Source organism: Chthoniobacterales bacterium, from assembly GCA_035274845.1.
Taxonomy (GTDB): domain Bacteria; phylum Verrucomicrobiota; class Verrucomicrobiia; order Chthoniobacterales; family UBA10450; genus AV80.
Window position 1 is genome coordinate 88805 of the sequence record DATENU010000010.1, and the last position, 23451, is coordinate 112255.

General features: G+C 56.8%; 20 protein-coding genes and 1 tRNA gene. 11 read left to right on the forward strand and 10 right to left on the reverse strand.

Annotated elements, in window-relative coordinates; all coding sequences use genetic code 11:
* Nucleotides 1-67 precede the first annotated feature (67 nt).
* Together VJU77_05710 and VJU77_05715 are read left to right on the forward strand one after the other, a co-directional pair.
* Nucleotides 68-1030 carry a tyrosine-type recombinase/integrase gene (locus tag VJU77_05710; protein ID HKP02845.1) on the forward strand — a complete coding sequence of 321 codons (963 nt, stop codon included), beginning with the start codon at nucleotides 68-70 and terminating at the stop codon, nucleotides 1028-1030.
* A gap of 87 nt (nucleotides 1031-1117) precedes the next feature.
* Nucleotides 1118-2305: a hypothetical protein gene (locus tag VJU77_05715; protein HKP02846.1), complete on the forward strand. Its 1188-nt coding sequence runs from the start codon at nucleotides 1118-1120 to the stop codon at nucleotides 2303-2305.
* A 9-nt stretch (nucleotides 2306-2314) separates the two neighbouring features.
* Here the strand turns inward: VJU77_05715 and VJU77_05720 are convergent, their stop codons facing one another.
* Nucleotides 2315-3148 (reverse strand): methyltransferase domain-containing protein, encoded by an 834-nt coding sequence (locus VJU77_05720; GenBank protein HKP02847.1) that lies wholly within the window; start codon nucleotides 3146-3148, stop codon nucleotides 2315-2317.
* 443 nt (nucleotides 3149-3591) lie between these two features.
* On the opposite strand from VJU77_05720, the gene VJU77_05725 reads away from it, so the two are divergent.
* A complete protein-coding gene (locus VJU77_05725; protein HKP02848.1) occupies nucleotides 3592-4686 on the forward strand; it encodes a pyridoxal phosphate-dependent aminotransferase in 1095 nt (364 codons plus the stop codon).
* Here VJU77_05725 and VJU77_05730 read toward each other — a convergent pair.
* Nucleotides 4627-6081, reverse strand: coding sequence for a pentapeptide repeat-containing protein (locus VJU77_05730; GenBank protein ID HKP02849.1), 1455 nt, complete (start codon nucleotides 6079-6081; stop codon nucleotides 4627-4629). The genes VJU77_05725 and VJU77_05730 overlap by 60 nt on opposite strands.
* Nucleotides 6082-6808: 727 nt before the next feature.
* Between VJU77_05730 and VJU77_05735 the strand changes: the two genes are divergently transcribed.
* Nucleotides 6809-6900: transfer RNA gene (locus VJU77_05735), tRNA-Ser, on the forward strand.
* Between the two features lie 41 nt (nucleotides 6901-6941).
* Here VJU77_05735 and VJU77_05740 read toward each other — a convergent pair.
* Both VJU77_05740 and VJU77_05745 read right to left on the reverse strand, forming a co-directional pair.
* Complete coding sequence (locus VJU77_05740; protein ID HKP02850.1) at nucleotides 6942-7160, reverse strand: hypothetical protein; 219 nt, start codon at nucleotides 7158-7160, stop codon at nucleotides 6942-6944.
* A 117-nt stretch (nucleotides 7161-7277) separates the two neighbouring features.
* Complete coding sequence (locus VJU77_05745; GenBank protein HKP02851.1) at nucleotides 7278-7601, reverse strand: hypothetical protein; 324 nt, start codon at nucleotides 7599-7601, stop codon at nucleotides 7278-7280.
* Between the two features lie 232 nt (nucleotides 7602-7833).
* Here VJU77_05745 and VJU77_05750 point away from each other — a divergent pair, with 232 nt between their 5' ends.
* Nucleotides 7834-8445, forward strand: coding sequence for a hypothetical protein (locus tag VJU77_05750; protein HKP02852.1), 612 nt, complete (start codon nucleotides 7834-7836; stop codon nucleotides 8443-8445).
* Nucleotides 8446-8450: 5 nt separating this feature from the next.
* Nucleotides 8451-9599: an acyltransferase gene (locus VJU77_05755; protein ID HKP02853.1), complete on the forward strand. Its 1149-nt coding sequence runs from the start codon at nucleotides 8451-8453 to the stop codon at nucleotides 9597-9599.
* Here VJU77_05755 and VJU77_05760 read toward each other — a convergent pair whose 3' ends face one another.
* The 4 genes from VJU77_05760 to VJU77_05775 form a co-directional block, all read right to left on the reverse strand.
* Nucleotides 9600-12212 (reverse strand): CapA family protein, encoded by a 2613-nt coding sequence (locus VJU77_05760; protein ID HKP02854.1) that lies wholly within the window; start codon nucleotides 12210-12212, stop codon nucleotides 9600-9602.
* The gene (locus VJU77_05765) at nucleotides 12209-13603 is read right to left on the reverse strand and encodes a hypothetical protein (protein HKP02855.1); all 1395 of its coding nucleotides are present in this window, start codon (nucleotides 13601-13603) and stop codon (nucleotides 12209-12211) included. Before VJU77_05765 ends, VJU77_05760 begins: the two co-directional genes overlap by 4 nt.
* Nucleotides 13604-13718: 115 nt before the next feature.
* The gene (locus VJU77_05770) at nucleotides 13719-15746 is read right to left on the reverse strand and encodes a S8 family peptidase (protein HKP02856.1); all 2028 of its coding nucleotides are present in this window, start codon (nucleotides 15744-15746) and stop codon (nucleotides 13719-13721) included.
* Between the two features lie 199 nt (nucleotides 15747-15945).
* On the reverse strand, nucleotides 15946-17088 hold the full coding sequence (locus VJU77_05775; GenBank protein HKP02857.1) for an ATP-binding protein: 1143 nt from the start codon (nucleotides 17086-17088) through the stop codon (nucleotides 15946-15948).
* A gap of 224 nt (nucleotides 17089-17312) precedes the next feature.
* Between VJU77_05775 and VJU77_05780 the strand changes: the two genes are divergently transcribed.
* From VJU77_05780 to VJU77_05800, 5 genes are all read left to right on the forward strand, one after another.
* Nucleotides 17313-18002 carry a hypothetical protein gene (locus VJU77_05780; GenBank protein HKP02858.1) on the forward strand — a complete coding sequence of 230 codons (690 nt, stop codon included), beginning with the start codon at nucleotides 17313-17315 and terminating at the stop codon, nucleotides 18000-18002.
* 104 nt (nucleotides 18003-18106) lie between these two features.
* A complete protein-coding gene (locus VJU77_05785) occupies nucleotides 18107-18817 on the forward strand; it encodes a hypothetical protein (protein HKP02859.1) in 711 nt (236 codons plus the stop codon).
* A gap of 81 nt (nucleotides 18818-18898) precedes the next feature.
* The gene (locus VJU77_05790) at nucleotides 18899-19753 is read left to right on the forward strand and encodes an MBL fold metallo-hydrolase (protein ID HKP02860.1); all 855 of its coding nucleotides are present in this window, start codon (nucleotides 18899-18901) and stop codon (nucleotides 19751-19753) included.
* Between the two features lie 10 nt (nucleotides 19754-19763).
* Entirely contained in the window at nucleotides 19764-20324 is a 561-nt protein-coding gene (locus VJU77_05795) for a GNAT family N-acetyltransferase (GenBank protein ID HKP02861.1), read from the forward strand.
* A 15-nt stretch (nucleotides 20325-20339) separates the two neighbouring features.
* Entirely contained in the window at nucleotides 20340-22382 is a 2043-nt protein-coding gene (locus VJU77_05800) for a tetratricopeptide repeat protein (protein HKP02862.1), read from the forward strand.
* Between the two features lie 46 nt (nucleotides 22383-22428).
* On the opposite strand, the gene VJU77_05805 is transcribed toward VJU77_05800, so the two are convergent.
* Nucleotides 22429-22851 (reverse strand): hypothetical protein, encoded by a 423-nt coding sequence (locus VJU77_05805; protein HKP02863.1) that lies wholly within the window; start codon nucleotides 22849-22851, stop codon nucleotides 22429-22431.
* Nucleotides 22852-22888: 37 nt separating this feature from the next.
* Entirely contained in the window at nucleotides 22889-23422 is a 534-nt protein-coding gene (locus tag VJU77_05810) for a hypothetical protein (GenBank protein HKP02864.1), read from the reverse strand.
* Nucleotides 23423-23451: the final 29 nt, after the last annotated feature.

Below are 23451 nucleotides of genomic sequence, written 5' to 3' on the forward strand. Positions count from 1 at the left end.
GCGATTGGATCCACCGGGGCAATTCATCGCTTGTCACGCAATAGCACGACACGTCAAAAAGCGCACCATGCAAACCTTACACGACTGTATTGCTCTCTTTCTCAATCACTGCGAATTCGAAAGGAACTTCAGCGGACATACAACAAAAGCGTATAGACTTGATCTGGCGCAATTTGCACGGTTCACGCTCGCGAAGACTCCGACAACTGACGTCTCGACGATCCATCGTTCCGTCGTGCGTGAATACGCTCAGAGCCTCCATCATTACAGCCCACGAACCCAGCGACGAAAGCTCGCATCTGTAAAATCGTTTTTCGGATTTCTGGAGCGCGAAGAACACATCGAGTCGAACCCGACGCGTAGCATACGGCTCGATATTCGGCTTGGACGCCTCCTGCCTCGAACCATGAGCTTTGGAGCCCTGCGAGCATTTTTCCAGCAACTTTACCGGAAAAGGAGCTTGCATCTAAGGAGCGATCAATCTCGCGACTTGGCAATCCGTGATGTGGCGCTGTTCGAACTGCTATTTTCCTCGGGGATGCGGGTTTCAGAAATCTCAAATCTTCGAGTTTCAACAGTGGATCTCGAACGGAGCGCTGTGCTAATTCGTGGCAAGGGAAACAAAGAGCGTTTTATCCCCATCTGCGATCAGGAAGTGCAGTCTGCCTTGGCCGCTTACGTCGCCAATCTGCGGACGGAACGTGCAGAAACCGCATATTTCTTCGCGAACCGTTTCGGACGACGGCTTTCGGAGCAATCGATCCGGATGGCGTTGAAACGACACGCCAAAGCCGCGGGACTCGAGAAAATCACGCCTCACATGTTCCGACACACCGTCGCCACAATGCTCCTTGAGCAGGGTGTCGATCTTCGCTTCATCCAGTCCTTTCTGGGCCACAGTTCGATCGTTACGACAACGATTTACGCACACGTTAACGATAAATCGCAGCGGCAAATCCTCAATGACCGCCATCCCCGCCGCCTGCTTGGGTCGCTGCTCAGACACCATACTGATGCAACTGAAGGATAACTAAAAATTATCGTATTTGAAATGCGAGAGTCGCTCGTCAAATGGGGCCTAACTCAAAGGAGCGTGTTCTACGATGAGCTCAGCAACATGAATCCAGTCTACGCAGTACCGACTGGAGAAGACGCCTTATGGCCACTCGAAGTGGAGCGCCGCTATCACCTTCGCAATCTGCGTCTGCTCTCGCTTTACTTCGACCATATCGTAATAATGACAGGCAACTTGCTGAATTTTACGAATTATACGACACGCGCGATTGTCCTCGAAGTTATCGCTGATCGCCTGTTTAGTACCTTTTGCGAGTCGGGCGTCATCATCTTTTGTGGCTGGGGGACACGCGGCTCAGGTGACATGCTGCAAAACCAAGTTGACTACTCCCGAATCTACCGACCGGAATTGAAAGAAGCGGACATAGTTCATCAGCTGCGCCAAACAATTTCCGCTGGCGAACTCTTAGTGCGGGAGGAATCGTCCGGGGAAGAAGATTTCATTGATACCTTCCTCAAGAGACTCAGAATGCGCTCCGAGAGATCTCAACATCCAGAGGAGTGGCGGCGCATCGAGAGTCTCTCGTGCTCAGTCCACGACCGCGCCGGCTATTTGGGCACACTTGAATTTTTTCCTCAATTAGCAGATCTGAATCCGGCGCTGAGGAAGCAAGTCCATGAAACGTACTTCGACGCTTGGATTGACTACGCAGCGGAACGATACTATCCAATCGCAACCTATGAAATACCTCGGCTTCGGCTGAATGTGTTTCGCGCTATTCCAAAAGAAGGGGATGCGTCCCAAGCCTTGGCCTCAATCCTGCTCTCCCCGGAATATTTCCAGGCATTTCTACTTCGGTTCGTGACAAAGGACGAGTATTATCGGCTGATCAACCTACCTTGCAACCGGTTGATCCAACTTCGTAATGGAGATTGGCAGATATTCCGGGAACACTACCATACTTATCTAGAGGCGTGCTCGAAAGTGTTATGGAGAATCCAACTTCTCGAGGGTTTCAAGGCATTCGAGACGATTGATAGTGCCTTCGAAACAATCATGGCAGAAACCATTCGTGATCTTCCCGCGTCAATTGATGTCACGTACTTCACGAATTTTCTCTCAGACGTAGTAGGTTATTGCGGGCTTGTGCCTGGAATCTCCGCGTTTGCGAAATCTCTATTGAAGCCTTTCGCCGACTTTCTGAACCGTAGGACGAAGAGAGTAGTTAGGCGTTTTCGTTCACCGACCTTCTATCCATTCATCGATAAGATAAGGACCGCCGTCGCCTAACACGGTCGGTCACAGCACATTAATTGTAAGTATTTCGTGCATCAAGAACAGGAAGTCTGTCCTCAAAAATAATGCGTCGGCACTATCTGGCGAGAACATCGTTGTCCAGCGCCGTACATCGTCGGTGCTAAGCAGTTTTTGGCCTTGGCGCATCAAACTCATGAGATTCTCGGATACATAGAAATGTTCCGCCGAAGAGAGAGGACTATGCATTGGATAGGACCAGATCTCGATTCTGGAGGACGACATACCAAGCGACGCGGCTAACGCAGGCAGACGACGACCAAGGAAATTGTCAAAACTCAACGGGGGAGACTCTTGCGCTGCCTCGACGACGCGATGCAGCAAGCCAGCGTCGAGGGGCGAGATGAGAAGGTGTCCAAAGTCTGAGTCCTTAAGGATTAAGCGACCTCCTTGCCGAAGAAGAGCAAGATATTGGTGGATGGTGCTCTTGGGGTCTCTGAAATACGATAGGCAGTTGAAGAAGAGAATTACGTCGTAGCGTTCGTTGCCGATTATCGATTGAACTTGACCCACATCTGCACAAAAATATCGAATATTGTCTCCGAGGAGAAGTTGTCGTTGCCTTGATTCAGCAGCGTCAATGAGAGCGGGATCTTTGTCTACGGCGTGGACCGTTCCCGTTGTGCCGACCATCTGAGCGTAGTACTCGGCGTAGTGCCCAGGGCCACAACAAAGATCAAGGATACGATCCCCCGCACCGATCGGCAGATTGGATAGCTGCTGAAAGCGGCGAGGCAGTTTTGCGCGAAAGTGATTCTGAAGCCACCACTCGCTCGTCAATTCCAGCCCCAAAAAACCCTTCGTCTCTCGAACTGACATGAAGAATAATTTTTAGTTATCCTTCGCTCCTTGGATTGAACGCTAAGAGCGAGGTATATTTTTTGGAATAGCGAACAGTTGAAAAGGCTAACACGGGACGGGAGGATCCTTCGGAGTAACAGGTTTGCAGCCAACGTTGATGATGGACATTCGCATTTTCCGTGTCAAGCGAGAAATGCAGGGGGCGATTCGGTAGCCGCCGGCTGGCGTTAAGTGGCAACGGAAGCGAGTTTCTCGACTGTACCTCTCCCTTTCATTGTTGGATGGCCCGCGCCGCTGGCCAGGAGCCCGATCGGTGAGAAATCACTGAAGGATAACAGAGGATTATCCATATTTACTCAAGCGACTGGCAGCTGGACGATGTGAGAAACTATGTTGAGCGAGTCGGTCGCCCGCCCGTCTTCGTCTCGAACTGGGATTCTGATCCTGGCAACCAAAGCCTGTTGGGCAACATCATAGCATCTGCGACAACGACATCCGCTCGTGCCTTCTCAGACTATGCGTATGGTGAAGATCTCACCGAAGAAATCTCGTGCTTTCTGGGCCTGCTTGCCCGAAGCGGAAATGTAAATCTTCAGCCGCGAAATATCGCGGTAACACTGAACGCCACAAACGCGCTTTACCTTAGCCTTCACGCGCTGAAGCGGCTGGGGGTCAATCGTTTCTTGGTAATTACTCCGACCTATTATTCTGTCATCGAAACGCTGGATTCATTTGGCTCTAGCGTCATCTATCATCACCTTCTTGATGAAGAGGCCTTTTTCCTCGACCTTAAGGCGATTCGCCGAGCAGTGGAATGGCAACAAATCGATGCAATCATCCTAACCGATCCGGTCTACAGCGCCGGTATTGAGCATGACATTTCGGCTTATAGCGGCCTTTCTGCGATCTGTAATGAGCATCACATATGGCTCCTGTGTGACTACGCGCTCGGAGGGCTTTTCTGGCACAGGCCGCCGACGCGACTACTTGACGCCGCAAAACTGTCTGCTTTATCCAGCTTGGAGCGGTTTATCTACATTGAGTCTCCACCGAAGCGGCTATTTCTGAACGGAATGAAACATGCGGCGGTCGTTGCATCAAGCAACGTCACCAATTTAATTCACGATTTGGCTTCGCGCATGTCGGGTGGCTTCTGTTCCACCCAATTATCTGTTCTCAAGGCACTCTATGATCCCAACAATCAAACGGGCATAGTGGCTTACATGGAAGGTAACCGCCTTCGTATCGAAGCCAATTTCGCATCGCTCCAGTCCAGCCTCCTCGGGACAGCCTTCTACACATATTCCTCAAATAGCGGCCACTTTACAATGCTATGCCATAAACACCGCCGCATCGAGAACGCCAACACCAAGCGCATCGTTAAGCGCCTTCTTTGGGAGCACGGGCTTTATGTGCTCCCTTCAGAGCACTTTTCCTACTACGGGAGAAATCATTTTGGTGTACGCATCAATCTTATGAATGATGTGTCGGCATTTCTAATCCCCCTTAATCGTGCTCTCACTGAAGATCCGGAGCTCCTTGATGCATTCCGCTAGTTTTCGAGCGTTCTCATAAGACCGTGCGGAAGGAGGGGTCAACAAAGGACGGATTTCCTTGTGAAGTCTTGCGACATCCTTTACCGTAGATGCGTCTCGCAAAAGGCCAACATACTTCGCCGACAATTGGAACTCGAGAACGATGCGGACTAATGTTGACGATACTTCACGCAGGCAAATGGCTAGGGCAAAGACGGTGGCGCCGTGTCCAATACATTCGAGGATTAACGAACCATGTCTTTCGCCGAGTACCACCAGTCCGGCCGCTTCCATTGCCTGGTCTTGGAAGAAGCCCTCCAAAGAGGTTTTGACCCTTTCGCGATCCCACTCTTCAATAGTCAGTTCAAAATACAAAGCCCCTGCTTCAGGTGGTCGTGGCGATTGCCATTGCAAGAGAATTGCCTGTATCCAATTCTTGAGAAATGACACTTTGCTTTCGATTTGCAGACGGTCCACTAGAGATATTTCTTCCAGATCAATGTCATCTAAGGCACTTACTAATGCGAATAACTCATTTGTAGCGACAGCAGGGCTGTCGGCATAGAAGCTAAGGAGACCTATTATGCGTTCGGCCGAGTTCTTCCTGATGAATGGCGGTTCGCTGTTAATAGAATGGATTACCCCACGAAATAGCGGCAGTAAGGCCTTACCTCGCTGGGCTAGATAATTGTACAGTACGGCGCAATTAAAGACCTCATAGTAACGCGTCGCAGCTGCATAGGAATCCATCAGGACTTCAAGGGATGAAAGATACTCCGCATTCAGTTGTAACGTTTCGCCGCGATATGTAAGATGAATGTTTTCAGGCGCTGAGCCCTTGAATAAGTATGTTCCCAGATAATCTGGATCCAGGCGAACATTCTCGAATTGGCAGTCAGCAAATTGAAAATTCGTCGCTGTCATATTCGAGAAGTCAACATTACGGAACGTGCATTTCGTGAAGGCTAACGTGTCGGCAGTATTCGTGCGAAGATCGCAGCTGTCGAAGACACAATTCCTGTAGCGGCAAGCGCTTAGTGTTGAGTTAATTATGGTTTCGTATGAGAACGTGCAATTCTCATAAACGCAATCTGTAAGTGTACACGTGTCGGAATCATTGCGTGAAAAGTGAACTTCATCGAAGTAGGTATTCAAAAAATCCGTTCCGAATCGGCAGTTTTCAAACTGCGATAAGCGTATAAAAGCATCGATGAAATCGGCTCGATTAAAATCGCTTTTCCAAAAACGAACGTTGTCAATTTTAGCCCGGCGGAAGTCGCCCCGAAAAAACGAGATCGGCTGTTGCTCCTCGAGAAAATCAAAATCCGCAAAGAGGACGCCCTGAAAACTCTCGTTGCTTCTGTCTAGGCTGGTAGTTGGTTGGAATCTGGGAGTTGCTGGACCAATTTGAGACATAATCCTCTGTTATCCTTCGGTTTGACGAGCAGCAAGGAAAGTCAAAATTTGATCGGTGCTTGCTGGAGACGATCTCAGAAGGGCGAACGACAATGCGAGCGGGACGCTTCTACATTTCGGATCGCCCCAGAGGCCCAAAAACAAACCAATGGCGCTTGCCGCAGTTGCGGCTGCGATCATCGAAAAGGGATTACTTCGCGTCCTGTACATATGGGGAACAACCCATAATCGTTCACAAAGTTAGAGTCTTTGGTCAAGCAACTTTCAGAAAAGCGGATTTGTAGACGGCGTCTGTCGTTTTTTGGGGATATTACGCTCCTCGAACGATGCCAATTGAGATGTCCGTGTTTTTTCAGTCAGTCGGATAGAGCTTCAACGATGATATCGCGTTGCGTTAAAGGCGACTGACGCTTAATGCGGCGTTCGACCGAAGCGCGCAAAAGCGCTGTCGCGATACCCGGGTCGATCCGGGCATTTATCGAACCGGATCCGAAAATCGAGTACTGACCCGGATTATTCGATGTCTGTCTTCAACAGATGTTTCATTCCATGGCCGCCGAGAAACGCTCATGCTCCTCGCATGTCCGAGGCCCTGAAAATCAGCGGTTAACGGCTAGACCCGGAATGATCAAATACCGCCGCTCCGCGGGTTCTGAGACGCGGTTTACAAACGCAATCGCCCACCCCATAATGGCGGTTGCGAACGCCGGGTGACCGGCGTGCCGAAGGAAGGGTGGCTGAGTCCGGTTTAAGGCACTCGACTCGAAATCGAGCGTGGGGTTAAACTCACCGTGGGTTCGAATCCCACCCCTTCCGCCACAATCAGGTGGCCGTCTGTCCGGTCAACTGCTGGAGCTTGATCACGACGAACTCGGCTCGTTAAGCGGCGCGAAGCCGACCACGATATTGACCACGCCGGCGTTGATATCGTCCTGCGTGGTCGTCGTTTGGTCGCACTTCACGAAGTAAGCCTCGGTCGGGGTCTGGCCCTGGAAGGCGCCCTGCCGAAAGAGCTTGTGCATGAACGCGCCTGCGTTCAGCCGAATCTCGCCGTCCGGCGGACCGGAATGTATTTCCATTCCGTCATCGAGCTGTCCGTTCCGGCGAGCGTTCGCGCTCCCCAAACCACCGCGGCCGAGCCGGCAATACTCCGGAGACAATTGATGCGGAGCGGATTCAACGCCTCATTTTCCGCCTCAGTCCCGACGATCGCCGCCTGTTACTCCGCTGGCCGAAGCTTCCAAACCGGCGGGCGCCTTCCAGACCCCGCTTCTCGCGTCGCTTCCGAGCCGCCGTTGAGGAAGATGCCGCACCGCGTAGCTCATCGTGCTGAACCGCCAGAGGCCACCGAAGATCCGCTCGTAGTGGTCAAAGCTGACAATTTTGGTCGGCTTATTCCGCGGCCCTTTCCGCGCCCAACCAACAAATGCGGTCGTCGCTGTCGGGATACCCTCGATCGGGTGCACGCCGCTGCTTACTTCTTCGATAAAAACCCCGGGGAAGGTAACAGTGGAGGGCATGCGATTCCCGACGCCGCCCAGCAAAACAAAAACCTGACTGACGCGCAACCCGGAACAGCCGCCGGATCATTTATTCCGCTGCGTTTTCCCGGTCCGTGGTGTAACACAACCCACGTGATGCAATAGGTGCTTCAGGTTACCCGCTGACGTGAGAAAACCTTCCCGAGCCAAATGTCGACGTCGCGACGCCGCCCGGCGCTGAAGACAGCTTTGTCCCGCTCACCATTCTCCGATGCCGACTTCCACCGATTTCACTGCTGCTGAACTTCGCCAGCTGCGGGCCCTTAAAACGCCTGCGGGCATCCAGCGTTTCCTCGACGAGATCCCGTATCACCTCGCGGGGACCGCCTGGTCTCCGCGAAAGGTCCTGCACGAGAAGACGGCGCATTGCCTTGAAGGGGCGATCTTCGCGGCCGCCGCACTCCGCGTCCTCGGATTTCCGCCTTTGCTCCTCGATCTCGAGGCCGACCAGGACACCGATCATGTCCTGGCCCTCTTCAAAATCCACGGGCATTGGGGTGCGATCGCGAAATCGAATTTTTCCGGCTGCCGGTATCGCGAACCGGTCTATCGGACCTTGCGCGAATTGGCCCTCAGTTATTTCCACACTTACTTCAACCTGCGCGGCGAACGCACTCTGCGGCGCTATTCCCAACCGGTGGACCTGGCCCGGTTCGATCGCCGGGGCTGGATGACAGCGGAGAAAGGGGTCTGGTTCATCGCCGAGTATCTCGTCGATATTCCACATCGGCCGCTCCTTCGGCGCGGACTGGAGAAGAACCTCACCCGGGTCGACCGAAGAACCTGGGAGAGCGAGATGGTGGGGCATCGGAAAAAGAATTGAAAATCGTGAGCGCCACCGGCCGTGTTTTCGGCCTCGATCTTCTCCGGGCCGCGGCCATCATGATGGTGATCTGCGCCCACGGTTTCGTCGTGCTCTACCCGCACTTCGGCGAACCCCTCGGGGTCTTCGGCCACGGCGGCTTTTACGGCGTGGAACTGTTTTTCGTCCTCAGCGGCTTCCTGATCGGCCGGATTCTGATCGGGCAGGGCGCGGGGTTGGGCCAGGACGGGGCGGTCGCGGTTTTCTATGTCCGCCGCTGGTTCCGAACGTTGCCCCTCTTTTTTCTTTTTCTCGCCGTCAATGTTCTCTTCGAGCGAGCGTTTCGGGCGCACGATGTCGGGCTCGGCGAAGCGCTCGGGCACGGATTTTTCCTTCGGAACCTGACCGCATTCCGGATGACGTTCTTTCCGGAATCATGGAGCCTCGCGATCGAAGAATGGTTTTACCTCCTCTTCCCGGCCGCGCTCTGGCTCGGACTGAAATTCACGAAACGGTTTGACGCCGTTTTTCTCTCCGCTGCTTTCGCCTTCTTCGCCTTTTCCACCACCGCGCGCACCCTAGGGGCCGGCGCGCCGGATGTGACCTGGTCCGAACAAATGCGCATGGTCGTCATCTACCGGTTCGACGCCCTGATGATCGGCATGATCGCGGCGTGGTTATCCATCCGTTTCGAAAGAACCTGGCTTCGCTCTGCGTTCCTCTGTGCTCTCTGCGGTTCGATCCTGCTCATCGCCATGTACGCCACCCTGTGGAAATTCGAGAACGGCCATCTCGCCTTTGGCGACGACAATTTTTTTGCGCGAACGTTTCGGTTCACGCTCGTCTCGCTCGGGTTCGCTCTGCTCCTTCCCTGGGCGTCGGCCCTGAGACTGGCGGCGGAAAATTTCGCCAGCATGAGTGTGCGGAAGATCGCGCTTTGGTCTTACAGTCTTTACCTGGTCCACCTCCCGGTTTTCCTCCTCGTCACCCGCGCAGGACTCGGGCCCGACGCGCCGATGCGGTTGCCTAAGGCGCTTTTTTCTTTCGCCCTCCAGATAGGCGGCTCGATTTTGCTCAGCGCGCTGCTCTACCGTTTCTTTGAAGCGCCCTGCACGCGGCTGCGCGAGAAAGCAGGACCTGCGGTGGCGAAAATTTTCTCGGCGTCGCAGCAGTAATCAAGGAGCGGCGCTGTCCACACCGCCGTCTGTTTTCGTTCGGCGGTTTGTAAACCGCCGCTCCTTGGTCTCGGATTCCGGGATTTGCGGGAAGCCGCGGGCGTCGAGCTGCACCGGGACCAGCTGAAAGGAAGGACGGACTCCGCCCAGATCGAAAGCCAGAAGCTGTCCTCGGTTCCAGCTCGGCAACGTCGGGGCGCCGTCGAAGACGAGGTTGCCTAACGAATAGAGGATGGGCCGGCCGCGATAAGCGTCGAACGGCTGGAGACAATGCGAATGACTCCCGGCGATCGCGTCCGCACCGTGATCGATCAAGCACCGGGCCAGCTCACGTTGCCGCCCGGTCACCCCGTCGCTGTTTTCCTCACCCCAATGCATGAAAACCAAAACGAATGAGGCCCGCCGCCGCGCTTCCACGATCACAGCCGCAACGCGATCTCGATCGAGGGCGTTCTCGTCGTTCGTATCGTCGAGCGCGATGACCGCGGCGTTCAGGCCAGTCCGCGTCTTGTAAATCTCCGGTCCGTTCGCTCCGATCACGGACACGTTGTTCGCCTGCAGGCGAGCAATCGCATCCCGTAATCCCTCTGGTCCGAAGTCGCCGGCATGATTGTTCGCCAGACTGACGCCGCTAATCCCTGCGGCCGTCAGGACTCGCATGGCCTCGAGCGGCGCTCGGAAGCAATAACGTTTTCCGGCAATCGCTGTTCCCTTGTCGGAAACCACGCACTCCAGATTAACAATCCTCGTGAAGGCCTGATCGAACAGGGCCCGAACCCCGTCGAGTGGATCCGCGCCGCGCGCGATCTCGTCCCCCACCCCGCGGCCCAGCATCACGTCACCACCCACCAACAGGTCGATTTGTTCGCGCTTCTTCGGGACCTGCCAAAGATCGAACCGGTCCGCCTTGCGCGAGGCGAGGAGTCGACCTAACGACAGGATCTCCGGGATTCCTTCCAGTTGATGCGCGACCCGGTCGCCGCTATCCAGAACACCGAGCGGCGGCCGATCTTCCATCACCACCGCGACGTGACTTCCCAGGTGAACGATTAAGCCGTTTTCGAGTGCCGACGAGTCGACCTTTCCTTGCCCGGGCCGGACATTCCGGGCGACTGGTTCGAGATATTTCTGCAATTGCTTCGGATTGGACCAGGCCGCCGGATAGCCTTGCCGGCGCAAAGCGTAGACGACGAAGTTCGCGCAATCCGCGCCGAACCCGGTCTCAGGGCCGGTCTCGCCGCCCGCTCGCAGTTCCCCGCTCCCGAAAAGATACGGCAACCCAAATTGTTCTGTAATTGCCGCGCGAAAACCGGAACCTGCGAACCGCCGCACCTCGATCGGCGGAGTTTCCCGGAGGTGGCCGTCCATCTCCACGTGCGCTTTTAGTCTCACCGCGCCAAAGTCTTCTGTAGCCATCGCCCTCCAGGCGACGGCGAGAGAAATCGTCCGCTCCGTTCCCGGCAACCGGACCTCGCGCCACCTCGGTCGCGGCGGCGCCCCGACTGCGAATCGGCTCTTGTCCGAACCGTCGTCGGTCAGGTTGCACCGCTTGTATTCCGGCACGAGCGCGACCCATTCGATCCGCGAAATCGCCGCGTCCGTTTCAACTTCGATTTCGGTCCCTTCGCCCGCTGGAACCCGCCAAATCCGATCGGTCGACGGCTCATGATCTTTGACCGCGAGTCGAACAACCGGCGTCTCCTTCTCCCATGCCTCGAGCTGCTGGTCCCAGAGGTCCGGCATTGTCCGCACCGCGATCCGGTTACGGTTCGCAAGGAGAAGAGCGCGCAATTCTTTTGATGCGTTCGCGAGACGGAAGGCCGGGATTTCCTCCTTTCGCCTTTGAAATTCCCGCGCGCGCAACGACCGATCGTTCGCGACGCTGGTGAACGGCTCGAATTGAATCGTCGCCGTCGGTAACGATAAAGAAGCCGCCAGCGCCAGGCGCACCAGGTCGTCCGCCTGTTCGTCGCTTTTCAGGTAAGGCCGGGAAATGGCGATGGTGACCGCGCGCAGATTTTTGCATTCCACCACGAACCTCCAAACCCGCTCGAATTCCGCGGCGCGCCGATTCGCTGGCACGTCCGCAAAATAATCGAGGTCGATCGTGACGATGACCGGCGGCGCATCCTTCAGCTGGGCGCGGAGACGATCCAACTCAACGACGCGGTAACGGTCGCGAAACGAACCGGCCACACGCGGGGCCGCTTCGAGGTGCCCATCGAGTTGTTCGCGCGCTTCATTTTCGCTGGTCCCGTTCCGCCGCACCCAAAGCACGTTGGAGACCGGCGCCGGCATGAGCGGCTCGATCCAGTTGAAGCATTGGACCGCGCCTTTCTTTCGCCAGCGTTCCAGGAGCTCCCGCCGTTCCTCCAGCGAACCTACCCGGCGCAGGCGTTCCCGAATTTGATCCGAATCGAAAATCCCGGACGCATCGGTGTGCGCGTCGAAATGAACGAGCGTGTGTTCCTCGTCGAGATCGAGCTGACCGGCCAGCCAGTAGAACGACCCGGCGTGGTTGTCCTCGAAATAAATGGGAAGCGTGATCGGCCCCGCCCCGGCCCACCGCGAGGTGGCGGCAAACAGCGCAATCCCGAGCCAACGCCAGTTCACCGGGCGCCTTGGATCTTCGGTTTTTGGGAAAGGATCGTTCGCAGCTCGACGTGCGAGATGCAGGTGTCGCCGCTCGTCCCGGCGTGCACTTTCTTGATGACCAGCTTCACGCTGCTGACCGGTTTGGTGTAACCGCGGACCGGGATCGGATAGAGCGCGCTGAATGGTTCATCCGGGATCGCCACGGTAAAGGTGTGTTCGCCGTTCAACGTGACCTCCAGTTCAGCCACGCGATTGTTTTTCGCCCAGAGCGTGGCGTCGTAAGCCTTGTATCCCGGCATGATCATGATCGCGTCGAGCGGCTTCGGTTTGTGCACCGTGAGCGTAATGTTTTCGCCGATCCCATCGCCCTCCACGCCTTCCGCCCACGTGCCGGAGGACATGCCCTTGATGTGTTCGACCTCGAACGTGCGCTCGCTCTCCGCTTCCGCGTCGTCCGATTCCTTCTTGCCAGGGTCGGGCGTCGGCGCCGGGAGCGGTTTGCGGGTCGAGCTCGCCACCGCGTCGTAGTCGCTGTGCTGAACGAAGTAGCGGTTTTTTTCGATGACGTACTCGGCCCGGAATTTCTGGTCTTCGTAGTTCACCTGGAATTCGCCGTGCGCCGGATAGGTGTTGTACTCGGGATGGACGATAATCTTCATGTCGTCCGCCAGGGTTGGCTTCAGGTTCTGGAATTCCCAGACGAACTGGGTGTCGGTCACTTTCCTGAATCGGTCCTTCGGTTTCGCGATCGAAATTTCTTCCGGGCGTGGGTGAAGATAATTGACCGTGATTTTTCCTTTCCCGATCGGCCCTTTCCAGGTCGCAGCCGGCGAGAGCGAATAACGAAAATAGAGCGCGGCCGAATGCGAATCGTCTGAGACGGAGCTCTGGTTCGCCGCGTAAGGCGAGCGATACCGAATCAGAATTTCCCGGGTCTGACCCTGGGTGAACGGGATGCTCGACTTCTTCCAGAGCCGTCTCCCGGGCGGGAAATCGCCCCAGCTCGGATCCTTTTCCGCTTTCGGTTTTTCGCCCTTCGCGTCCACGTTTTCGACCTTCAGATCGGTCCCGTCCGCCTTGATCGCGTAACCCTCCAGATCGGTCGGGGTATCGCCTCCTTCGCCCGAATCTGATTCGGCCCAGCGTTCCACCGGAAAAACGAAATCCTGCTCCACCTGGCCGCCGGTGTTCTTCATCCGGTAACGGACTTCCACCGCCGCGAATTCCTGATGGAGATCGATCGTCAGTTTCTCATCCTCGATCGTGACGTTGGTCGTTTTCTTTTGGTCGCTGGCCGCGCCGTTGCCGGTGAGCGGCACCCCGGTCTGCCATGCACCGCCATTCCCAAACAGGTGCGCGCTGAGGAGAATGAAAAAAACAGCTGCCATCAAAACGCGAATCCAGATCATCTGTCGGTGATCGTATGGTAGACGACCCGCCTTGAACAAGATGGATATTCTCGCAAGCCTAGAATCAAAAGTGCACCCAGAACAGGTTGGCCGCGCCTATTCTTAAAGACGTCGATCAAACGTAGAGAGGAACCGAGATCACCGGGCGAAGCGGGACGAGGATTGTTGAATACCGTCGTCTGATATTGTCATACAGGTCCGCGGTCTTCGGAGCCGAAACGGTCACAACGAGAGCATAGCGTATCTTCTGCGCTACGTTAACGGGAGCGCCGCCTTCTCGCGCGACATAGTGAATATCGAAGACGGGATTGCGCAGACTTTGAGGCTTAAAAAATTTCGCCCGATGAAGAGTGGTTTCCCATTTGTGCGCATCCCGGCGTAGTTCGCTTTCGTTCGAGAACTCTCGCAGCTGGAAGAACGGTTTGCTGTCAGGCTGGCCCGGCGCAACATCCGCTCCGGGTCGAACTGTAAAACGTTGATCATGGGGTCGGAATTTCACATCCAAACCGCTGCGCGTGTAATTTCCGGGATGCTCAGGATCGGTTCGGGTTGCGTAACAAAACGTCGCGCGAATACCTACCTTGCCTTTCATTTCTGAAGTGGGGACCGGTATCTGCGCACGCAAAAACTGAGCTGGGGTGAGTTCGCCCTGATAGATGATACGGGCTGTTCCATCTGGGCAAATAATGTGGTCTTCAATACTTTGAGCGACCCGTCCCCAGCCACATTCAGTGCGATCGTCAGTGTCGCATTCGGTGCAGTGAATCAGCAACGCCTTTAGAGCCAAGGGGGTCATGATGGGTCCGAGGTAGCTCCTGATACCAATCGCCGTCCGTAATGCTGCAGGCGTAGCGAAGCTAGTACCCATGGTTACATCCAACCGCGTAGGGTCGGTGCTATCAACTACGTTAAATGGCTCGCTCTCGGACCCGCCGAAATCTACGCAATCCGGCTTAACCATACCCGGACTCCTTCCGGGCCCGAAGGAACTGTACAATGCGCGTGACCAGCCAATCGATGGCGAGTCACATGCCCCAATCGCAAGACCGTTCACGCTATCCGAGGGAACTTGAATGCGTGCGTTTCCAGTCTCCCGGTCGTTTTCCCCTCCGTTTCCAACAGCAATTGCTGCAAGCACATTTCCGTCTTCAAGGTGTTCATCAAGAAAAGCCGTCCAAGCGTGCACATCCGTATCCTCAATCGGCAACTCTGGACCGATACTCAGGTTAATGAAGTCGTAGCGTTGACTCCCTAACACATTTCGGATTCGCTGAAGTACGTCATATAGTTCTAGCGGATCTGAAGGCGAATCTGAATCCAGGACGCGGTAATGAGTAGCCGTAGAAAATGGTATCTCAGGCTTACCAGTGACGTCGATTCCACCGAAGAGCAAAGCTGATGATACTTGGTGCCCGTGCTCCAGATACTCTGGAACACTTGGACCAATTCCTGGGGGATCCACCGGCGTGATCCACTTTGTCAGAGGTGACGTCGGGGACATGCCGCCATCAAAAATTGCCACGCTTGATGTTGCACTAAGTGCGTTGGCCGTCGGCAACTGACACGATCTTCGCGGCCGTACAGTTCGGATAATTGGCGGCTTCAACATACGAAGTCGCGGCATTTGGCGAACGGTGCGGATGAAGGTGAATTCCGCAATGGCTGACAACTTCTCGGTCGGTGCGGAAACGGGCAAAAAACATAGTCCACCAACGTGCAATCGCCGGTCGATCAAAGGCATGGAATCAAGCGACTTCAGCCACGCTTCAAATGCCTCAATGATGAATTCGGAGCGGCGGTCGGCAGAAGCATGAAGGACAACCTCCAAGAATATGCGCTCGTCCGTGGTGTTGATCGGCTGAATTCGATCCGTTGACTCCTGCGGTCGAATTGCTTCGATGTGTGAGAGGTCAGGAGCGGACACCTGTTGTTCACCCCATTCGGGCAAACTGTGCGCCCACCGTTCGAAAACAGCGCGCGGGGCGGCAACGAAAAGATCGGTGGTTTCAACGACGTCCGGTTCGCCTTTTCGCGTCCACTTTGCTGGTCTCGCGCGCGTAGGACGACTTCCGATGGCCTCCAGACCAACGTCTTGAAGTAGCCGCCCTGGAAAATAGCTTTTGGCGACAAACTCGGGATGCATGCGCAAGATGGCGACCGCCTCGTCCCTCGGACATGCCAATTGAGGTAATCTTCTAATTGTTGCTGCCGAGGCCACTAACATGGGAGCAAGCCGACCCCTCGCTTCCTCGAAGGAATATGGTTGGGCCTTGTCTGGATTCGTAGGAGGCGCCGATATTTTTTTGGTTAACCGTTCTCCGTGTCCGAGAAGAAAATTGATCTTATCTGGCATTGCTTAATACGGGTCGAGGTTTCGCGGGAGCACGGCCTGCTTTACGAATGGTGTCTCTACTAACACCAGTAAGTGTCCGCGCCTCGCGTTGCGATGTGATTCCACTACGCACAAGTTGAACTGCAATATCCTGGCGATCGGATCGCCTTAAATTGGACATATGCGAGGCAATTAGAGCCTTCACGTGTTCATCAATCGCTTCATCTCGCATCGCTGCAGTGCGTCGAAGAAACATGATCTCTCTTTCTGCGTCGCTAAACGATCTTCCGGCAAAGGCTGCGCCCAGCGCCAGAATGAGCGTTTCATTAACAGTCGGCAGCCATTGCCGTATCGCCGCGGCAGCTTCTTCCTTCGTTGGCAGCGGAAAGTCCAAAACCATCTCGAAGCGGCGCCACACAGCGGGATCGAGCAAGTTTGGGTGGTTCGTCGCAGCAAGTAATAATCCCGATGGCGGCCAGTCGTCTATTTCTTGCAGAAGAACAGTTACGAGGCGCTTTAGTTCACCGATCTCTGCCGCATCATCCCGGCGCTTTGCGACTGCGTCGAATTCGTCGAGAAACAAAATGGCATCAGCTCCTTTGGCGTAGTCGAGGACATGACGAACGTTGCTACCCGTGCGCCCCAAGTAGCTGCTCATCACTGCTGACAAATCTAAGGTGAGAAGTGGCTTTCTTAGCTGAGATGCCAACCAGCGAGCAGCTAGTGTTTTGCCGACACCGGGCGGCCCAGTAAAAAGGACCGACCGCGTGGCGGAAAGCCCAGCCGTGTCTAATCGTGCGCTATGCTTCCTTTCTTGTACCAGGTGAGTTAGGGCATGTTGAATAGATGGACGAAATATCGGTTCCAATTCTAGCTCGGTTGTGTGCTCAAACCTGAGAAGCTGGAATCGAGAATCTACATCGACCGGGATCGCTGCAGCGTGATCGCGGCGGAGCGGAGATTCGCGCGAAGGGACTTCGCGCATTAGAGCGGTTAGGGGAGTCGCTAATCCTGGAAGCGTTGCCTGATATCGACGGGCCAGGCGTCGCACAAACATTTGCACATCCTGCGCTCGGCCCGTCAGCGCCAGCCGAGCGAGTCGAACGATGTCATCAGAAAGTTGTGTGAGCGGATCAAGATCGGGTCGTGCCATATTGCGAGAGTGGACTAGTTAGACGACATGTCAATACAATTCGTCCAATGTGGAATATTCGCCTAGCAAAATACGCGCCGGCATGTGGACTAGTTGGATGTCGAACGAAAGAACTTGGCGCATCCTGCTTCCTATCGGGATGGAGCTAAAGCGCGATCGGTTTGCGGGACGCGGAAGGATGCAGGCTTGAACACGGCATTGCTGATGCTCATGATGGGTTCCCGATGATCCAGGCGAATTGTCGGGCGCGCTTCACGGCGGCGGATTTTGATTTTGTCGTGCGCACCCTTTCCCGGTCCCAGACGGACCATGTCTCCCTCGTCGATCTCCTCAGCGACGCCGAAACCCGCGATGCAGTGCTCGATCATCCGCGCCTGGTGGATGCGATCCTTTCCAACGCCGATCAGCTCCGGATCTCGTCCCACTTTTATTTCTACGTGCTCGCCCGCCACGTTCTGCGCGACGCCGGAATCACGGACCGCAAACTGTGCGATTATGTCGCCTCGCTTCTGGAAACATTTTCGCGCGTCAGCGGTTTGCAGGCGCCCCACATGAGCGACGAGGCCGGGCGGCAATACGTTTCCGACATGTTGATCGCGCTGACCCGCGCCACCTCGGAGCAGGCGTTTCTGCTCCGGGCGCACGTCGGCAATTACTCCCTCTTCCTGAGCGGAATTTTCCACGAGAACACGCAACGGCGCAGTCTTCGCGGCGCGCCCGACCTCGCCTTTTACGAGCAGGTCGGGCGGACGAACTACCAGCTTGTCGCCTCGCACGCGACCGCGCGCCGGTGCGAGCTGAGCGATGTTTACGAAAATCTGGCCGATCGCTTTCGCGAAGTCCGCTGTGCCTTGAACCGGCTCTCGGATTCGATTCTCAACTTGGACGACGACAGCGCCGCGCTGCATTTGTGATCTTCCGCGATGAACGAGACGCTCTTTCGCTTTGGTAGGGACGCCGCGCTGCGGCGTCCGACCTGGTGGCGCGAATCGGACAGCGCAGCGCGCTGTCCCTACCAATGAACGAAACCCTGTTCAGCCAAATCCAAAAGCTGTTCGAGCGCACTTACGCCCAGGTCGGGATCAACCTCGAGGATTGCCTGATCGATTCGCGCCGCTGCGCGCAGCTTTCCCGCCTGGCGGGCGCGAATGCGCGCGAACTGAGCGAGCTCGCCCGGACGTTTCTTCGTCGCGCCGACGATCAGCTTTACGTCGGGATTTATTATTCCCGGTGGCTGATCGAACAGCTCGAGCGCCACGATCCGCGCGCTGGCCTGAGCGATCGCAACATCCGGTCGCTCATCGCTTTCGTGGAAGAGATCAACCACGCTTTGCACGCGGCGTTGCAGTTCAAGAAGGGAGAGCGCGAGATCGCCTCGGAAGATTTCGCGCGCAACCTCGAGCTCCAGGCCCGCGTGGATACGTATCTGGTCCTCCTCCTTTTCGTCGCTTTTTTCCGGAAGACGCAAAAGGTTTCGCGAACCGACCGGCGTTGGCTGCGCTTTCACCTTTTCGCTTCGGAGGATCCGGGTGCGTTTCAGTCCGCCAATCTCCGGGGACGTTATCTCGAGACGACGGAACTGGCGGCGACTTACACGAACTTTCTCGATACCCTCAACGGCATGCGGCGGCTCGATGAGATCCGCGCTTTTCGTTCTCTCGATTACGGCGCGAAGAAGCAGCGCATTCTCGCGTTGATGAATACGAAAATCGCCGGGTTACTGGAGTAATCAGCGACGCGCGCGCGCTTTTTCCGCGCGAAAATCATTTCCGATTTGTGAAACGAAGCTCTGTCCGTTACTAATCAAAGCGTGTTCACCTTGACCATGCTCGGCAGCGGCAGCGCCGGAAACGCCGCCCTCGTCGCCACCGATCATTGCCGTCTCCTGGTCGACGGCGGATTGAGCGCCCGCCAGATCGTCCTGCGCCTTGCCCAATGCGGAATCACCCCCGCGCAACTCGATGGTGTCCTCCTCACCCACGAGCATGGCGATCACGTTTGTGGTCTCGAAGTGCTCTGCCGGAAATTTCATGTCCCGATCTATTGCAATTCGCTCACCGCCGAAGCAGTCCGGTGCGGTTCGCTGGGCGAACACCGGAACTGGCGGCTTTTCCAGACCGGCGCGGAATTCACCATCTGCGATATCCATGTCCAAACTTTTGCCGTCCCGCACGATGCGGTCGACCCGGTCGGGTACGCATTCCACTCCGGTGAAAGCTCGCTCGGGTTCATTACCGATCTCGGTTACGCGACCAAGATGGTGGTCGAACGGTTGCGCAAAGTGCACACCCTCGTGATCGAGACCAACCATGACGAGAAGCTGTTGCAGGACGATCCGCATCGGCCCTGGCCGGTGAAACAACGGATCCAGTCGCGCCACGGTCATCTTTCGAATAAGGCGGCCGCCACCGTCATCGAACAGTTGTTGAGCGGGAAACTCGAACGGGTCGTGCTCGGCCACCTCAGCCGGGATTGCAACACACCCGAACTGGCGGCCGGCGCGATCCGCGCCATGCTCGCGGAGCGCGGACGAAACGACGTCGAAGTGCATTGCGCCGCGCAGACTGAAATCAGTGTCCGGTTCCGGATCGGCGAAACCAAGGGGCGCGCATTCCAGCCGACGTTCGAAAACATTTTCTTCGAAACCAAGGCCATCGCTGTCTAGGGGCGGTTTCATGACCGCCGCCGTTGCAGATCAAAGGCCGGTCGACGGTCACCGCGCGCCGCTCCAGGACGTGATCATCCGCGATGCGGCGGAAACGGATCTCCCCGCGATTGTCGAAATCTACAACGCCGCCATCCGCGGCCGGATTGCCACCGCGCAGCTCGAGGAAGTTTCGGTCGAACAACAGCTGCCGTGGTTTCGCGAGCATTCGTCCGGCACCCATCCGTTGTGGATCGCGGAGAAGAATGGTCGCGTGGCCGGTTGGCTCAGCTTCCAACCGTTCAAGAAACGAAGCGCTTACCGCGGCACTGCGGAAATCGGCGTCTACGTGCACGAGCAATTCCGTCGCGCCGGCGTGGGGCGGATTCTTCTCGAGTTGGCCATCGCGCGGGCGCCCAGCCTGGCCTTGAGCGCGCTGGTCGGGAGCATTTTCGCCCACAATGAGGCAAGCCTGCGTCTCTTCGAACAAGCCGGCTTCGAACGCTGGGGAGTTCTGCCGCGGGTCGCAAAAGTGGACAGCGTCGAACACGACGTCGTGATCATGGGTCGCTATCTTGGCCCGCTGATTTAAGACAAAGGGCGCCCCATGGATCCGCGTAATTTCTTTTCCGAACTGAGGCGGCGGAACGTTTACAAGGCCGCCGTCGGGTACGCCGCCGTCGGCTGGCTCGTCATCCAGGTGGCAACATCGACCTTTCCGGTCTTGCAAATCCCGGCCTGGGCAATGCGGCTCGTCGTCGTTCTCGTGTTGCTTGGGTTCCCGATTGCGCTGGTCCTCGCCTGGGCCTTCGAAATGACTCCCGAGGGAATAAAACGAACCGTCAGCGTCGGCGGCCAGGGCGTTCCCGCCCGGAAGCGCCTTGGATGGATCGTGCCGATCATTGTCGTCCTTGCAATCGTCGCCTGGCTTTTCCTTGGCGGCCCGAATTTGCGTCAAAGATTCTTCGGAATGACCGGTCCGGAGCAGCGCGGGGAGACCGGCGGCAAATCAATCGCCGTTCTGCCGTTCGCGTCGTTGAGCGAAGACAAGGCCAATGCTTATTTCGCGGAAGGAATCCAGGACGAAATCCTGACGCGGCTCGCCAACATCGGTGAGCTCAAGGTGATCTCGCGCACTTCCACCTTACGCTACAAAAGCACGCCGGAAAATCTGACGGCGATCGCGAAGGAACTTGGTGTCGCGCATATTCTCGAGGGAAGTGTCCAAAAGTCCGGCGACCGCGTCCGGATCAACGTGCAATTGATCAACGCGGAGACCGACACCCATCTCTGGGCCGAAACTTTCGATCGCACCGTTACCGATCTTTTCGCGGTGGAAAGCGAGGTCGCCCAACGCGTCGCCGATTCGTTGCGGGCGAAATTGACCGGCCTGGAAAAGGTGGCCATCGCGACGAAAGCAACGGAAAACCCGGCGGCCTACGATGCCTATCTCCGCGGGCTCGCCGTCGTGGCGAGCAATCGGGAGAGTGTCGAAGCCTTTACGAGCGCGGCGGACTACTTCGACGCGGCGGTCCGCCTCGATCCGAAGTTCGCCCAGGCCTGGGCCCGCGCTTCGGTCGCGCACAGCCGCATGTATTGGGCCAGCTACGACCGCACCCCGGCGCGCGTGGAAAAAGCGAAGCTGGCCGCGGAGAAAGCGCGCGAGTTGGCGCCCGGCACGGGCGAAACCTTCCTGGCGAGCGGCTATTTCGAATACATGATCTCACGCGATTACGACGCGGCCGCAGCCGCTTTCAAGGAAGCGCTGGCCCGCCTGCCGAATAACACGGACACGCTCGTGGCCCTTAGCCTCATCGAACGCCGAAAAGCGCTCTGGGCAGAGGCGGTCGCGCATCAGGAACAGGCGGCGCGGCTCGATCCCCAGAGTGTCCCGGTGCTTTCCCAACTCGGCATTACTTATTTCGCCCTGAAACGGTTCGCGGATGCGCACACGATCGTCGACCGGCTTCTCGGCCTTGCCCCGGAAAACCCGCAGGTTCTCGCCGGGCTCGCACGGCTCAACCTGGCGGAGGGAAACCTGGAAGCGGCCGAAAAGGCGATGCGTTCCGTGCCGCCATCACCGAGCACCGATTACATCTTCGAGATTCAATTGCGGCTCCCCTTGATTGCGGGCCTGCACGCCGAGGCAATCAAATTGATCGAAAATGCATTCGCCCACCCCCCGGCGCCGGCCGGCTTTTTCGCGGGCAAATATCGCTATCAACTCGGCTTCGCCAAGGAACTGGCGGGCGATGCGACGGGGGCGCGCGCTGCTTATGAAACTGCTCGCGCGGAACTCATGAAAGTTCTCGAAGCGCAGCCCGCCTCCGCCGAAGCCCATTTGTATCTGGCCTTAGCCCTGGCCGGGCTGGGAGAGAAAGACCCGGCCTTTTCCGCGGCGCAAAAAGCGATCGCGCTTCGGCCCTCGGTCGATGCCGTGGTTGGCGCTTCGTTCGACGAAGCGTTCGCGCGGGTCAAAGCGCGTTTCGGTGAAAACGACGCGGCGATCGCCGATTTGCGGCGCCTGCTTTCGACGAAATACATCGGACCAGAGCAGATCGTCTTAACGCCCGCTTTGCTCCGGCTCGACCCCGCCTGGATACCGCTGCGAAACGATCCGCGGTTCCAGGAACTTCTTTCGGAGAAATAACCGTGAGCTGGGGCGGCCAGGGTCTGGGGAGCAGGACGGATTTGAATTAGTCGGCTTTCAGCTCGGTAACCCAGCTTTCCCGGCGGGTTTTCCATTCCTCGTCGACCGCGCGCCAGCGGACGTTCGCTTCGAATTCCAGCAACAGTTTGGCTACCGCCTTGTCCGTGATTGCGCCTTTGCAGTCGTTGACCCAGCCGGCCCTTCGGTCGCGCCAGGCTGTATCCACCGCTTTCCACTTCACGTTCTGTTCCAGCTTCAGCATCTGAGCCGCGACACAGGCCGCTTCGTCACAGGCCGCCGTAGCTCGGACCCAGTCTGGCCGCAGGCCTTTCCAGGCCTCGTCCACCGCGCTCCATTTGATGTGAGATTCGAGGTCGGCGAGCGCCTGCCCGATTGAACTTGCCGCCGCGGCACTGGCCGTCAGCACGGCGATGGTCATCGCCACCAACAGAGTTACGAGATGTTTCATGGGAATTAGGGTTTTGATTTTAGGGAATTGAATTCGTTTAAGCTTTCGGCCCGGCGCCTTTCGCGGCTTCTGAAACCATTTTCTTGAACGCCTCGGTTGATTCTTTCACGACGGCATTCGGGCCGGTCATTTTTATGAAAACATTGCCGTCCACGCTTTCCAGGATGGCGCCGCACAGCGCGTAAGCCTCCATCGGGGTGGTGGGTCCACCGGGCATGCCGCTGCTAAACGTTCCCTCGGTCATGGCGAAAGTGATTTTCACCGCCCCGACCTGGGCCTGCTCGGTGATGTGTTTGTCATCGCTGCCGGGGAACTGGGCGAACCACCGGGCGACGTTGTCCGCCGCTGAACCGCCTTCGCTGCCGCCAAACTGGAAGAACGTCACCTCCGCTTTCGCAGGACCGCGGGCGATCTCGAGCTGCGCTTTCCGCATCGGCGACGACGGCGTCACCTGTCTCCAGCCTTCGGGCACGACAAAGCTGAACGCTCCGATCTTGATCGGGCCGGAAGCGGGTTCCGCGCAGAACGCGGTGGCAGCGGCAAAGAGGAAGGCGAACAGGGCTGTTTTCATACGGAAGATTTAGCGAAAGGCGGGCGCGC